Below are 1,664 nucleotides of genomic sequence, written 5' to 3'. Positions count from 1 at the left end.
GCCCAGTGATCGTAGTCGGCGCGATGGCCGCGGATATAGACCATGGCATTGATGGCGCTGGAGCCGCCGAGCCCCTTGCCGCGCGGCTGATAGCCGATGCGGCCGTTCAGACCCTTCTGCGGCACCGTGTCGAACGCCCAGTTGTTGAGCTTGCTCGAGAGCATGAGGATGATGGCGCCGGGCGTGGTCACCACCCAATTGTCGTTCTTGCCGCCGGCATCGAGCATCGCCACCGAGGTCGCCGGATCCTCCGACAACCGCCCCGCCACCGCGCAACCGCCGGAGCCGGCGCCCACCACCACGAAATCGAATGTGTCAGTCATGTTTGTTTCCCCCATTTTGTCGTCATTTCCCGGTGCGCGATTGCGCACCTGAGGGCGCGCGAAGCGCGAGCCCGGAATCCATTTATCCGCGTTACGGCGGCGCGATGGATTCCGGGTTCTCGCTGCGCGAGCCCCGGAATGACGGCTACGACAACAGCCGCATCAGCTTCTCCAGCCGCGCGATCTTCGCGCCATAGGGTGGGTAGAGATCGGCGAGCCGGTTGAAGCGCGAGCGGTAGAACACCGGCTTCAGCTTGGTCAGCGTCTTGAATCCCCATTCGCCGTGATAGGCGCCGGTGCCGGACGCGCCGACGCCGCCCATCGGCTGATAGGCCTGCGCGAAATGGAACAGGCAATCATTGACGGTGACGCCGCCCGACACGGTGCGCGCCAGTACCGCATCGCGCGCGGCGTTGTCGGTGCCGAACCAGTACAGCGCCAGCGGGCGGTCGCGCCGGTTGATGAAGGTGATCGCCTCGGTTGCGTCGCGCGTGCCCATGATCGGCAGCAGCGGTCCGAAGATCTCCTCCTGCATCACGGTCATCTCGGGTGTGGCATCGACGATGACGGTCGGCGGGAATTTGCGCCGCGCCTTCCACTCGGGATCGTTCGGCGCGGCCGGCTGCATGATGGTTGCGCCCTTCGCGGCGGCGTCGGCGACGAGGCCCTCGAGCCTTGCATAGTGCCGGTCCGAGACGATCGAGGTGTAGTCGGGATTTTTCGGATCGGTACCGAACATGTGCTGCATGTGGCCGTGCAGCCGCATCGCGAACGGCTGTACCGAGGCTTGCGGCACCAGCACGTAATCGGGCGCGATGCAGGTCTGGCCGGCATTGAGCAGCTTGCCATAGGCGATGCGCTGCGCGGCCTCGTCGAGGTCGGCGGAGCCGTCGACGATCGCGGGCGATTTGCCGCCGAGCTCGAGCGTCACCGGTGTCAGGTTGCGGCCGGCTGCCTCCGCGACCAGCCGGCCGACGCGGGTCGAGCCGGTGAAGATCAGATGATCGAACGGCAGCGCGGCAAAGGCCGTTGCGATGTCGTCGTCGATATCGGTGACCGCAAGCTCGGTGGTGTCGAACTTCTTCTCGATCACCTCGGCCAGCAGTTCGGCGAAGCGCGGCACCAGCTCGCTCGGCTTGATGATGGCGCGGTTGCCGGCGGCGATCGCGGCGACCGCGGGCGCCAGGGTCAGCTGCAGCTGATAATTCCAGGGCGCGATGATCCCGACCACGCCGAGCGGCTGCGGGATCAGCCGGTTCCTGGCCGGCGCGAACTGCACCGTGGTCGGGATCCGCTCGGGCGCCATCCAGCTCTTGAGGTGCTTGGCCGCATGCTTGATCT

2 protein-coding genes are annotated in these 1,664 nt (G+C 66.4%); both read right to left on the bottom strand.

Features of this window, described 5'->3' with window-relative positions; all coding sequences use genetic code 11:
- The coding region (locus tag VF497_RS01750; protein ID WP_330885651.1) for a GMC family oxidoreductase N-terminal domain-containing protein at positions 1-323 on the bottom strand (323 nt) is incomplete at its 3' end.
- A gap of 145 nt (positions 324-468) precedes the next feature.
- Positions 469-1,662, bottom strand: a complete 1,194-nt coding sequence (locus tag VF497_RS01745; RefSeq protein ID WP_330885650.1) for an aldehyde dehydrogenase family protein — start codon at positions 1,660-1,662, stop codon at positions 469-471.
- Positions 1,663-1,664 lie beyond the last annotated feature (2 nt).

It is taken from the genome of Rudaea sp., assembly GCF_036383415.1.
Lineage (GTDB): Bacteria > Pseudomonadota > Gammaproteobacteria > Xanthomonadales > Rhodanobacteraceae > Rudaea.
Note: the sequence above shows the minus strand (reverse complement) of the source record. Positions and strands in the feature narration are given on the sequence as shown.